The organism is Kribbella sp. NPDC023855, from assembly GCF_040639475.1.
In the GTDB taxonomy this organism is placed as follows: domain Bacteria; phylum Actinomycetota; class Actinomycetes; order Propionibacteriales; family Kribbellaceae; genus Kribbella.
This window is the reverse complement of sequence record NZ_JBFAAA010000009.1, coordinates 175,380-187,362: the sequence shown is the minus strand read 5'-3', so window position 1 is coordinate 187,362 and position 11,983 is coordinate 175,380. Positions and strand designations below refer to the sequence as shown.

10 protein-coding genes are annotated in these 11,983 nt (G+C 67.8%); 3 read left to right on the top strand and 7 right to left on the bottom strand.

Annotated features, from left to right (window positions below; all coding sequences use genetic code 11):
* The first annotated feature begins 29 nt into the window (after positions 1-29).
* Both AB0F51_RS28100 and AB0F51_RS28095 read left to right on the top strand, forming a co-directional pair.
* Entirely contained in the window at positions 30-491 is a 462-nt protein-coding gene (locus AB0F51_RS28100) for a DoxX family protein (protein ID WP_360284720.1), read from the top strand.
* Position 492: 1 nt separating this feature from the next.
* Positions 493-1,818 carry an FAD-binding oxidoreductase gene (locus AB0F51_RS28095; protein ID WP_360284718.1) on the top strand — a complete coding sequence of 442 codons (1,326 nt, stop codon included), beginning with the start codon at positions 493-495 and terminating at the stop codon, positions 1,816-1,818.
* A 6-nt stretch (positions 1,819-1,824) separates the two neighbouring features.
* Here the strand turns inward: AB0F51_RS28095 and AB0F51_RS28090 are convergent, their stop codons facing one another.
* From AB0F51_RS28090 to AB0F51_RS28060, 7 genes are all read right to left on the bottom strand, one after another.
* Positions 1,825-3,267, bottom strand: coding sequence for a GH1 family beta-glucosidase (locus AB0F51_RS28090; protein WP_360284717.1), 1,443 nt, complete (start codon positions 3,265-3,267; stop codon positions 1,825-1,827).
* A gap of 71 nt (positions 3,268-3,338) precedes the next feature.
* Entirely contained in the window at positions 3,339-4,358 is a 1,020-nt protein-coding gene (locus AB0F51_RS28085) for an ABC transporter ATP-binding protein (RefSeq protein ID WP_360284716.1), read from the bottom strand.
* Positions 4,355-5,401: an ABC transporter permease gene (locus tag AB0F51_RS28080; RefSeq protein WP_360284714.1), complete on the bottom strand. Its 1,047-nt coding sequence runs from the start codon at positions 5,399-5,401 to the stop codon at positions 4,355-4,357. The genes AB0F51_RS28085 and AB0F51_RS28080 overlap by 4 nt, the downstream gene beginning before the upstream one ends.
* Positions 5,402-5,404: 3 nt before the next feature.
* A complete protein-coding gene (locus AB0F51_RS28075) occupies positions 5,405-6,385 on the bottom strand; it encodes an ABC transporter permease (protein ID WP_360284713.1) in 981 nt (326 codons plus the stop codon).
* Complete coding sequence (locus AB0F51_RS28070; RefSeq protein WP_360284711.1) at positions 6,382-7,449, bottom strand: ABC transporter ATP-binding protein; 1,068 nt, start codon at positions 7,447-7,449, stop codon at positions 6,382-6,384. Before AB0F51_RS28070 ends, AB0F51_RS28075 begins: the two co-directional genes overlap by 4 nt.
* Positions 7,450-7,527: 78 nt before the next feature.
* Positions 7,528-9,207 (bottom strand): ABC transporter substrate-binding protein, encoded by a 1,680-nt coding sequence (locus AB0F51_RS28065; protein WP_360284709.1) that lies wholly within the window; start codon positions 9,205-9,207, stop codon positions 7,528-7,530.
* 201 nt (positions 9,208-9,408) lie between these two features.
* Positions 9,409-10,443: a LacI family DNA-binding transcriptional regulator gene (locus AB0F51_RS28060; RefSeq protein ID WP_360284707.1), complete on the bottom strand. Its 1,035-nt coding sequence runs from the start codon at positions 10,441-10,443 to the stop codon at positions 9,409-9,411.
* Positions 10,444-10,732: 289 nt separating this feature from the next.
* Here AB0F51_RS28060 and AB0F51_RS28055 point away from each other — a divergent pair, with 289 nt between their 5' ends.
* Entirely contained in the window at positions 10,733-11,953 is a 1,221-nt protein-coding gene (locus tag AB0F51_RS28055; protein ID WP_360284705.1) for an ROK family protein, read from the top strand.
* Positions 11,954-11,983: the final 30 nt, after the last annotated feature.

Below are 11,983 nucleotides of genomic sequence, written 5' to 3'. Positions count from 1 at the left end.
GAGCACGGATGCCCGGGGTGTGCCCGCCGATGGATCGTCATCGTACCGAACAACCACCACAGGAGGACGAGATGACCACCATCGGTACGACGACCACTACGACGAAGAAGGTGCAGCTGAGCGCGGTCGGGCTGTGGATCCTGCAGCTGTCCCTGGCCGTGGAGTTCTTGATGGCGGGAGTGATGAAGCTGACCGGCAACGCGGTGATGGTCGAGATGTTCGCCGAGATCGGGGCGGGGCAGTGGCTTCGGTTCCTGGTCGGGGCGCTCGAGGTGGCCGGCGCGGTCGGCGTACTGATCCCGCGCCTGACCGGGCTCGCCGCGCTCGGGCTCACGCTGCTGATGGGTGGCGCCGTGATCACCACCGCATTCGTGCTCGGGGCGTCGCCCGCCGTGCCGCTCGCCATCCTGGTGATCGCCGGGCTGGTCGCCTGGTTCCGCCGTTTCTCGACTCGCGCGCTGATCGCTCGGTTCGCCGGGGAGGTGGGTTGAGATGACCGGCTTGCTGATCCGGGGTTTCGAAGGGGACTTGATTCACCCCGAAGACGACGGCTTCGACAAAGGCCGGTCGGTCTGGAACGCGATCGTCGACCGGCGGCCCGCCTTGATCGCACGCTGCGCGAGCACCGCCGATGTGGTCGCCGCGCTCCGGTACGGACGGGAGGCCGGGCTGGAGATCGGCGTACGGGGCGGCGGCCACAGCTTCCTCGGCCTCCCGGTGGTCGAGGGCGGCTTGATGATCGACTTGTCCGGGCTGGCGACGGTCCGGGTCGACCCGGGCAGCCGGCGCGCGTGGGTCGGCGGGGGCGCGTTGCTCGGTGCGCTCGACATCGCCGCCCAACGCTTCGGCCTCGCGACGACGGCCGGCAACGTCTCGCACACCGGGGTCGGCGGCCTGACTCTCGGCGGCGGTACCGGCTGGCTGGCCCGCATGCACGGCCTCACCTGCGACAACGTCGCCTCCTACCAACTCGTGACAGCCGATGGCGCAGTACTGCGAGTTGCCGCCGACGAGCACCCGGACTTGTTCTGGGCTCTCCGTGGCGGTGGTGGGAACTTCGGAATCGTCACCGAGTTCGAGTTCCGGCTGCACCCGGTCGGCACCCAGGCGTATGTCGCGGATTTCTACTATGACTTGCAAGAAGCCCGTACTGCGCTCCGCGGCTGGCGTGATCTGTTGGGGACGACTCCGCGACAGGCAACCCCGGTCGCGCGAGTCGGCCGGTGGGAGCAGTTCGGCGGCCGTCCGATGGCGAGCATCGGTTTCGTCTGGGTCGGCGACCCGACCGAGGCCCGCCGCCTGCAAGCGCAGTACGCCGCTCTGGGCCGGCCGACCTCAGAGCGTTCCAGTGAGCTCACCTACTTGGAGCTCCAGATGGGCGACGACGACATCGAGCAACACGCGCTGCGCCGCTACTGCAAAGGCCTCTACTTGCGCGACCTCCCCGACGAAGCGATCGACGCCTTCCTCGACCAACGCACCGAGGTCAGCGCCCGCCTGGCCCTGAACGGCGGCGCCATCGCCGACGTACCACCCGGAGCCACCGCCTACAGCCACCGCGACGCACTGGTCGAGTTCACCTCGTCAGCAGGCTGGACCGACCCGGCCGACGACGACCACCGAATCACCACCATCCGCACCTACGCCGCCACCCTCGACCCCTACGCCACCGGCTCCTACGTCAACACCATCTCCGACACCGACCCCACCGCAGTACACCGCGCCTACTCCACCCCCGACCTCACCCGACTGTCCAAGGTCAAAGACCACTACGACCCGACGAACGTCTTCCGCCACACCCTCAGCATCCGCCCTTGACGCGGGTTATCTGGTGCGGTGGTGGTGGGCGAGGTCGCGCAGGTAGAGGGCGCTTTGTTTGGGGGTTCGGGTTTGGGTTGGGTAGTCGACTCGGATGATGCCGAAGCGTTTGTTGTAGCCGTAGGCCCATTCGAAGTTGTCCAGGAGGGACCAGGCCAGGTAGCCGCGGATGTCGGCGCCCTGGTTGATGGCTTCGGCTACCGCGGCGAGGTGGGAGGCGAAGTAGGCGGTGCGGCCCTCGTCGGCTACGTAGCCGGATTCGTCGGGGGTGTCTTCGAACGCGGAGCCGTTTTCGGTGATGACCATGGGGAGGCCGGGGTAGTCCTTGCTGATGCGTACCAGGAGGTCGGTGAAGCCCTCCGGGACGATCTCCCAGTCCATGGCGGTGCGGGGTTTGTTCAGCGGGAGGGTCCGGATGATCGGTAGGCCGTTGTCGTCGACGGTGCGGCCCTGGTCGTCGTACCCGGTGAACTTCTGGCTGAAGTAGTAGTTGATGCCCAGGACATCGATCGGGGCCGAGATGGTGGCCAGATCGCCTTCCTGGACGGGGATCTCGATGCCTTCGGCGGCAAGGTCGGCGATCACGTCAGCCGGGTAGCGGCCGTGGACGAGTGGGTCGAGGTACAGGCGGGCGCCCATGCCGTCGGCGCGGCGGGCTGCCTCGAGGTCCGGCTCGGCGTCGCTGGCTGGGTACGCCGTTGCGGCGTTCAGCGTGATGCCGATGTCGAGTTTGCGGGGGGCCGCTTCGCGCATGCGCTCGGTGGCGAGACCGTGGCCTAGGAGTAGGTGGTGGACTGCCGCGACGGCTGCCGGGTACTCCTTCCGGCCGGGGGCGTGCGCGCCGTACGCGTAGCCGAGCATCGCGGAGCACCACGGTTCGTTGAGCGTCGTCCAGGTGTCTACGCGGTCGCTCAACGCGTCGAAGACCAGCATCGAGTAGTCCGCGAACCTGTACGCCGTATCGCGCGCTGGCCAGCCGCCGGCGTCCTCGAGCTCCTGCGGGAGGTCCCAGTGGTAGAGCGTCACCCAGGGGTCGATGCCCTGGGCAAGGAGCTCGTCGACGAGGCGGTCGTAGAAGGCGATGCCGGCCGGGTTGACCGGGCCGGTGCCGTGCGGCTGGACGCGTGACCAGGAGACTGAGAAGCGGTAGGTGTCGAGGCCGAGTTCCTTGATCAGGGCAACGTCTTGCGGCATCCGGGTGTAGTGCTCACAGGCGACGTCACCTGTGTCACCGTTGTCGATCGCGCCGGGGACCTTGCAGAAGGTGTCCCAGATCGACGGCGTCCGGCCGTCGACGTCGACAGCTCCTTCGATCTGGTACGCCGAGGTCGCGACGCCCCAACGGAAACCGCTCGGCAGGCCGGCGATCAGTTCTTGCTCACCTGCCGGCGCGGTGAAAACGGCGGTGGGGGTGGGGTCAGTGGTGGTGGGCGCGGTGGGGGTGTTCATGGGTGGGTGTACGGCGCCTGCCTTGTGGGCCGGCGCCGTAGGGGCTCCCTTCGGGGTGTGGGGGTGGGAGATCAGCCGACCGGGACGCGGCCGGGTAGCCAGCAGGCCACCTCGCGGTTGGGGTCGTTCCTCGCCTCGGGGACGCCGAGGACGGGGATCTCCGTCGAGCAGCGGTCGAACGCGTGCGGGCATCGGGGGTGGAACGCACAACCGCTGGGCATGCCGCGCAGGTCCGGCGGCGAGCCCGGGATTCCGGCCAGCTCGCGGCGCGGGCCACGCAGCGCAGGGAAGGACTTGAGCAGTCCTTCGCTGTACGGGTGCAGGGAGTCCTTGTAGAGGTCGGCCGACTTCGCCTGCTCGACGATGCGGCCGCCGTACATGATCGCGATCCGGTCGGAGAACTCGACCAGCAGCGACAGGTCGTGGGTGATGAACAGCACGGAGAAGTCGAGCCGTTCGCGCAGTTCGACCAGCTGGGCGAGGATCTGGCGTTGCATCACGACGTCCAGCGCGGTGGTCGGTTCATCCATGATGACGACCTGTGGCTCGAGGACGAGCGCCATCCCGATCATCACCCGCTGCCGCATCCCGCCGGACAGCTGGTGCGGGTAGGCGTCCATCCGGTCCGCGGAGATGCCGACCAGCTTGAGCATCTCCTTGGCCCGGGCGACGCGCGCCTCAGAAGACAGTTGTGGCTCGTGCGCGCGGATCACGTCGAGCATCTGGGTGGAGACCTTGTGCACCGGGTTGAGCGAGTTCATCGCGCCCTGGAAGACGATCGAGGTCTCGGCCCAGCGGAACGCCCGCAGCTCGGCGTTGCTGAGCGCCATCACGTCGTACGGTTCGCCGCCGGGCGGGTGGTAGATGACGCTGCCGCCGCTGATCACACCGGGCGGTGGCAGCAGCCGGGTGATGCCGTAGGCAAGTGTCGACTTACCGCTACCGCTCTCACCGGCCAGACCGAGCACCTCACCGCGGTGCAGGGTCAGTGTGACGTCCCGGACCGCCTGGACGGCCTGGTCGCCCAGTCCGTAGTCGACGTCGAAGTTCTTGATCTCCAGTACCGGCGCCTTCATACGACTACTCATCATGCGACGCCCTTCGCTTCGTCGGTGGCCTTCCGGATCACCGGCGTGACCGGGTCCTTCTTGCCGTTCTGGGACAGGACCGGCGTGAAGCCGACCCGCATCTTGACCGTGTGGCCGTCGGCCGTCTTCACCCGGGTACGGCCGCTGCTGCGCAACCGCGGGCTGACGAACTCGTCGATGCCGAAGTTGATCAGCGACAACGCCGTACCGAGGATCGCGATCGCCAGGCCGGCCGGGACGAACCACCACCAGGCGCCCTGGGCCAGCGCTTGCTGGCTCTGCGCCCAGAACAGGATCGTGCCCCAGTTCCAGTCGGAGATCGTCGAGATGCCGATGAAGGCCAGGGTGATCTCCGACATCACGGCGAAGATCACCGTGCCGACGAAGCCCGAGGCGATGATCGCAGTCAGGTTCGGCAGGATCTCGACGGTGATGATCCGCCAGGTGCTCTCACCGGTCGCGCGGGCCGCCTCGACGTAGTCGCGCCGTCGCAACGAGAGTGTCTGCGCGCGCAGTACCCGGGCGCCCCAGGCCCACGAGGTGAGACCGATGACCAAGGCAACCATCAGGTCGCCGGCGCCGGGGATCGTGGAGGCGACGATGATGATCAGCGGCAACGCCGGGATGACGAGGAAGACGTTGGACAGCGCGGACAGGCCTTCGTCCGCCACGCCGCCGAGGAAGCCGGAGCTGACCCCGATCAGGACCGACAGAGCGGTCGCGATGATGCCGGCCAGCAGACCGACGAACATGACACCGCGGGTCCCGACGAGGACCTGGCTGAAGATGTCCTGGCCGAGGTGCGTCGTACCGAACCAGTGCTTGCCGGACGGTGCCTGGATCAGGTCGTTGCTGCGGGCCGACGGGTCGTACGGCGCGATCCACGGGCCGATGATCGCGATCAGGCAGAAGAAGCCGAGCACGACCAGGCCGGTCGCGGCCTTCGGGTTGGCGACGAACCGCAGCCGTTGGCGCTTGGCCGGAGCGGCGGCGCCGGCCGGGCCTTCGGGGGTGACCGCGGTGATGGTGGTGGCTGGTGCGGACATCGGTCAGCCCTCCTTGCGGGTGCGGGGATCGAGCAGCAGGTACGCGACGTCCGCGATCAGGTTGGCGAGCAGGACCGACATCGTGATCACCAGGAACACCCCCTGCATCAAGGGGTAGTCCTTGGACCCGACCGCCTGGAACAGGTTGTAGCCGATGCCGGGGTAGGAGAAGACGATCTCCACCAGCAGGGTGCCGCCGACGATGAAGCCGAGCGACAGCGCGAACCCGGACACGTTCGGCAGCAGCGCGTTGCGGGCCGCGTAGCTGACCATCACCCGGCGCTCGCTCAGGCCCTTGGCGTGCGCGACGGTGATGTAGTCCTCCGAGGCGACGGTGACCATCATGTTGCGCATGCTGAGGATCCAGCCGCTCACCGACGAGATCAGGATGGTGATGGCCGGCAGCAGGCTGTGCTGGACCGCGCTGCCGATGAACTCACCGTCCCACGACGGCACCAGGCCGGGCTCGTACCCACCCGACGACGGGAAGAAGCTGTCCGAGCCGGCCAGCAGCGTGATCGCCAGCAGGCCGAGCCAGAAGTACGGGATCGACGACAGGAATGTTGTCACCGGCAACAGTCCGTCCAGCCAGGAGCCGCGCCGCCAGCCGGCCAGCACGCCGAGCGACGTACCGATCATGAAGCTGGCGAAGGTGGTGATACCGACCAGCGCGATCGTCCACGGCAGGCTCTGGCCGAGGATCTCCGAGACCGGGGTCGGGAAGAACGTGAACGACAGTCCGAGGTCGCCGCGGAACACCTGGCCCCAGTAGTCGACGTACTGGCTCCACAGGCTCGCGTCCTGGTCCAGGCCGAACAGCACGTAGAGCGAGTGGATCGCCTCGGTGCTCATCTGGCCCTGGAACTTGTTGATCAGCGAGGTGACCGGGTCGCCGGGGATCATCCGCGGGATGAAGAAGTTGATCGTGATCGCGGCCCAGGCGGTGAACAGGTAGAACGCGATCCGCTGCAGCAGGAACTTCACTTCGCGGCCCCTTCCTCGTAGAGCCAGCAAGCGGCCCAGTGTTCGCCCTCGCCGGCGATCACCGGCAGTTCGAACCGGGGCGGCAGTTCGGTGGAGCACTTGGGCATCGCGTGGATGCAGCGCGGGTGGAACCGGCAACCGGTCGGCGGCGCGATCAGACTCGGCGGCTCACCGCCGGCCTCGTCCTGAGGCGCGTCCTTGGGATCCCCGACGCGGTCGAGGCGGTCGGGGTCGGGAGCGCTCTCGATCAGCAGCCGGGTGTACGGGTGCGCGGGGTGCTGGGTGACGGTCTCGGAGTCGCCGCCTTCGACCATCCGGCCGGCGTACATCACCAGCGTCTCGTCGGCGAAGTACCGGGCCGAGGCGATGTCGTGGGTGATGTAGAGAATGGCCAGGTTCAGGCGTTCTTTCAGGTCACGCAGCAGGTTCAGTACGCCGAGCCGGATGGAGACGTCGAGCATCGACACCGGCTCGTCGGCCAGCAGCGCCTCGGGGTCGGCGCCGAGTGCGCGGGCGATCGAGACCCGCTGGCGCTGCCCACCCGACAGTTCGTGCGGGAACTTGTCCAGGTAGCGCTCCGGCGGGGTGAGCTGCACGCGGTTGAGCAGGTCCGCGAGGTTCTTCTCCAGCTCGGCGGCGTTCTTGCCGGCGCGGCCGTGGATCTTCAGCGACCGGGTCAGGTGGTACCGCACGGTGTGGACCGGGTTCAGCGAGGCGAACGGGTCCTGGAAGATCATCTGCACCTGGCGGCAGTAGGCGCGGAACTTGCGCCCGCCGTGCACGGTGATCGACTTGCCGTGCAGCCGGATGTCTCCGTCGGTGCGGGAGTAGAGCTGTGCGAGCAGCCGCGCCACGGTCGACTTGCCCGAGCCGGATTCGCCGACGAGCGCGGTGACCCGGCCCCGGCGAAGCGTCAGCTGGATGTCGTCCACCGCGTGGACCGCCTTGCGCTCCTTGCTGAACAGGTCGCGCAGGCCCCGGCGTACGGGGAAGTGTTTGGTGAGGCCCTCGGCCTCGAGGACCACGTCGCCCGTGGTCACCGGTGCTGTCTCGGTCGCCGTCATGACGTTTCGAACTCCTCCTCTGATCGCGGCACCGCGGCCGGGACCCCCAGGTGGTGGGATCCCGGCCGCAGCAGGTCCTTAGGCTCCTGCGGGCTTCAGGTTCAGGACGATCTGGAGTGCGTTCTGCTGCGTCGGCTGGGCCGGCGCGTACTGGTTCGACTCGTCCGGCCAGCCGGTCCAGTTCTTCGTGCTGTACAGGCCACCGACGTTGGACGCCGAGGTCGGGATGACCGGCATCTGCTCGACCATGATCTTCTGCAGCGTGTTCAGCGCCGTGGTCCGGGTCGCGTCATCGGTCGCGTTGGCGTACTGGTCCAGCGCCTTGGTCGCCTCCGGGCTGTTGAACCGGCCGTAGTTGCCGCTCACGCCACCCTTGCCGACGGGCTTCAGGATCTTGCCGTCCATGATGTTCTGGTAGATGTCGTACGGCGTCGCGCCGCCGTTGGTCCAGTGCATCCCGGCGTCGAAGTTGCCCTCGTCGAACGCCTTGAACCAGGCGTCCTGGTTGGCCTTGTCGACGGTCGCCTTGATCCCGATCGTGGACAGGTTGTCCTTGATGATCTCCAGGTCGGTGATGTAGTCGGACCAGCCGGCCGGGTCGGTCAGCGTGATCGTGACCGGCTTGCCGGTCTTGTCCTTGAGGACGTTGCCCTCGAGCTTGTAGCCGGCCGCGGCCAGGTCGGCCTTGGCGCCGTCGACGTCGACCGCGTGCTTCTTGTCCTTGAACTCGGGCGCGATGTAGGACTCACCGGCCGGGGTCGGGATGCCGGTGACGGACTCGACCTTCGGGTAGAAGTAGCCGGCCTCACCCTGCATGAAGATGTCGTCGCGGTTGATCACCTTGTCCATCGCGCGACGCAGTGCCGGGTCGTCGAACGGCTTCTTGGTGGTGTTGATCCACAGACCGTGGATGCCGAGGTTGGCCGGGAACCACAGCTTGTGGTTCTTCGGGTCCTTGGCCTGGTAGACCGCCTTGACGTTCGGGACGAAGACGAAGCTCCACTCCGAGGCACCGTTGGCCAGCGCGGTGGTCTGCGCGTTGTTGTCGTTGTACGACGTGTAGCGCAGCTCCTTGACCTTCGGCAGCTCCTGCCAGTACGAGTCGCGGACCTCCAGCGTGGTGGTCTGTGGGGTGAACGACTTCAGCTTGTACGGGCCGGTGCCGATCGGGTTCTTCACGGTGTCCTGGCTGGGGTCCTTGAGCGCGGACCACTGCGCCTTCGGGACGACGAAGACGGTGAGCACCTTGTTCTGGTTGACGAACTGGGACCGGGTGAAGGTCAGGTCCACCTTGTTGCCCGACGTGGTGATCGTGCCGTAGGGGATCGCGTCCTGGTTCAGGCCCTCGTTGTCCTTGCGGAGCTGGAACGAGTAGGCGACGTCGGCGGCCGTCATCGGCGTACCGTCGGAGAACTTCACCCCGTCGCGGATGGTGAGCGACAGCTTGGTGAAGTTGTCGGCCCACTTCCACTCGGTGGCCAGCCAGGGCTTGCCCGGCTCGGTGGGCTTGATGCCGTTGATCATCACCAGCGGCTCGTAGATCATCCAGCGGTAACCCAGCGAGGCGCCCGACGACGAGCCGAGGAACGGATTGTGGTTCTCCGTCTGCGGACCGTTCGGCATGCCGACGTTCAGCACCGTCGCGGTGCTACCCGAGCCGGCGGTTTCCTTCTTGGCTTCCCCGTTACTGCAGGCAGCCATCAGGGCTGCCGCGAGCACGCCCGTGAGGGCTAGCGCGACTGAGCGTCGAGCTCGCATCGTTCCTCCTGTGTTTCGTCCAACTGGTTGGCGGATGACAGCGGGATGACTGTCGGTGGGTGGAGCCTGGGGGCGTTCGCATCGTGCCGTGAAAGCGCTCTCATGGGAAGAACAGCGTCCTTAACGGATCGATATCGGTGCGGTGTGTTACAGGTGCTGTCCGGCGGCGGGGCGGGGGCAGCCACCCCGCCGCCGGAGCCTTCAGCGCGGCGCGCGGTCGGGGCTGTGGCGGGCGGTCACGGGGGCGGTTGAGCTGCGGACGATCAGCGTCGTCGGCAGCACTTGGGGTTCCTCGGGCAGCGGATTGCCGCCGAAGTAGCTCATCAGCAGCCGGGCCGCGGTCTGGCCCATCTGACGCATCGGCTGGTGCACCGTGGTCAGCGGCGGTTCGGTGTGCTGGGCGTACGGGATGTCGTCGAAACCGACCACGGACACGTCGTTCGGCACGTTCCGGCCGGTCTCCCGGACGGCCTGGATGGCGCCGCCGGCGGTCAGGTCGTTGTGCGCGAAGATCGCGTCGAACCGCAGTCCAGCGCCGAGGGCCTGCTGGACGCCTCGACGGCCGGAGTCGTGGGTGAAGTCGCCTTCGATGACGAGCCGCGGGTCGAGCTCGATACCGGCCGCCGCGTAGGTGTCGCGGAAACCTTCCAGGCGTTCCTGAGTACAGCCGAACCGTTCCACGCCGGTGATCACCAGCGGATGATGGCGGCCGAGCTCCAGCAGGTGCTGGGCCGCCGTCGCGCCGCCGGTCCGGTTGGTGGTGGCGACGGACGGGAAGAGGGGCTGCTTGGCCCGGTCGTCGATCAGTACGACAGGCAGGCCGCGGGCGTGCAGCTGCTCGATGTAGGCGAGTGTGCCTTCGGGTTCGATCACCAGCAGGCCGTCGAACGACTGGGCCGAGACCTGCGAGGCGAACTGCTGCATGGATTCCTCACCCCGGTTGCAGGTGAACAGCAGCAGGCCGTAGCCCTCGGACTCGACGACGTCCACGGCGCCCTGCAGGACCTCGCCCATCCAGGGCCAGGTCAGCGAGGGGACCAGCATGCCGACGATCCGGGTCCGGCCGCGGGCCAGGCCGACGGCACGGGCGCTGGGCACGTAGCCGAGCTCCGCGATCACCTGACGGACCCGCTCGGCGGTGCGCAGATCGAGCTCGCCCTTGCCGTTCAGCACGCGGGAGACGGTGGTCTTGCTGACTCCCGCGCGGGCGGCGACATCGGCGATGGTGATCGACACTTCAGCTCCCCTCGGGCGGTTGGGGTGGGGCGGTGCGGGGTGTTCGGCGGGCCGGAACCGGTTTCGGAAGCGGTTCCGTAGAGTGAAGCGGAGTGAGTCAGCTCACGTCAATCACGAAGTGGTAACGAATCGGGACTAAGTTCACGTCTTGTAAGAAGTCTTTCGTTGTCTTTCGGCCGGGGCCGTGGGCGCCCGGCCGGGGTCGTCGCTGGTGCATGATGGAGGCTTCCGCGAGGCATCGATCTCGGCCGTCGGCAGGCGGTGACTTCCAAGGGTGGGACCGCAGACAATGGATGGACGCCGGACCACGGTGCGCGACATGCGCCGGTCCAACCGCTCAGTGCTGCTGACGAGCATCTACCGGGATGGTCCGCTCAGTCGCTTCGAGCTGGGCCACCGCACCTCGCTGAGTGCTGCCAGCGTGAGCAATCTCGTCGGTGAGCTGCTCGACGAGGGTGTGGTCGAGGAGGCCGGCTCGGTCGAGTCCGACGGCGGCCGGCCGCGGGTGCTGCTGCGCGTCGCCCCGGCCTTCGGGTACGTCGCCGGCGCCGAGGTCGGCGAGACTCGGGTCCGGGTCGAACTGTTCGATCTGGCGATGAACGTGCTGGCGACCAAGGTCTACCCGATCGAGACTCCGAAACCAGCGCCCGCGCTTGCCGTGAAATATGTGCTGGCCGGCTTGGCGGAAGTGCTCGCGGAGGCGAACATCTCGTCCGACCGGGTGATCGGTCTGGGCGTGGCCGTGGCCGGCATCGTCGAAGGACCGGCTGACGCGGTGGTTCATGCTCAAACGCTCGGCTGGGACGCGGTGCCGTTCGGCGCGATGCTGGCCGCCGAGACGGAGATCCCGATCCAGGTCGACAACGGCGCGAACACCCTCGGCCAGGCCGAGATGTGGTTCGGCGCCGGCCGAGGTGCGACGGATGCGGTCGTCGCGTTGGTCGGGTCCGGCGTCGGCGCCGCGCTCGTCACCGGCGGCTCGAGCTACCGAGGCATTCGCAGCAGCGCAGGAGAGTGGGGCCACACCACGATCGTGTACGGCGGCCGCGGGTGCCGCTGTGGCGCCGAGGGTTGCCTGGAGGCGTACGTCGGGGCCGAGGGTGTTCTCGACCGCTACCGGCTGGCCGGCGGTGAGGTCACACCGGGTGACGAGGAAGCCGCCTTCACCGGCCTGCTCGACGCCGTCGGTACTTCGGAGGTTGCGGCGAAGGTGGTCGAGGACACCATCGGCTATCTCGGCGCGGGTTTCGCGAACCTGGTCAACCTGTTCAATCCCGAGAAGATCGTGCTCGGGGGTTGGTCAGGTCTCCTGCTGGGCGAACGCTATCTCCCGCAACTCCGCGAGGCGGTCGGCCGGCACGCGCTCCGCCAGCCCTACGCGCAGGTCTCGCTCGAGCTCTGCGAACTGGGTCGCGATGCCGTAGCGATGGGCGCCGCCACCCTCCCGGTCCTCCGCCTCCTTCGTGACGGCGGCAATCCACCGCTCCCCGCGGAGTCGGCAGCTCGCTGACGATTCGCCCCCTTTCTATCGTCGGTGGTT